Here is a 481-nt window from a genome sequence, read left to right on the forward strand (position 1 = left end):
AGTTGGGCACTCTAAGGTGACTGCCGGTGACAAACCGGAGGAAGGTGGGGATGACGTCAAATCATCATGCCCCTTATGACCTGGGCTACACACGTGCTACAATGGACGGTACAAAGGGCAGCAACACCGCGAGGTGAAGCGAATCCCATAAAGCCGTTCTCAGTTCGGATTGCAGGCTGCAACTCGCCTGCATGAAGCCGGAATTGCTAGTAATCGCGGATCAGCATGCCGCGGTGAATACGTTCCCGGGCCTTGTACACACCGCCCGTCACACCACGAGAGTTTGTAACACCCGAAGTCGGTGGGGTAACCTTTATGGAGCCAGCCGCCGAAGGTGGGACAAATGATTGGGGTGAAGTCGTAACAAGGTAGCCGTATCGGAAGGTGCGGCTGGATCACCTCCTTTCTATGGAGAATTACGAAGGTAACTTACGTTACCAACCTTACATGAGCGTTTCGTTTAGTTTTGAAAGAATGATTT

Annotated in this window: 1 rRNA gene; it reads left to right on the top strand. The window is 52.4% G+C overall.

The features are described from left to right. Positions 1 to 406, top strand: a 16S ribosomal RNA gene (locus tag Q4550_RS23230); the annotation flags it as partial. Positions 407 to 481 lie beyond the last annotated feature (75 nt).

This window comes from Anaerobacillus sp. 1_MG-2023, assembly GCF_030547345.1.
In the GTDB taxonomy this organism is placed as follows: Bacteria; Bacillota; Bacilli; order Bacillales; family Guptibacillaceae; genus Guptibacillus; species Guptibacillus hwajinpoensis_B.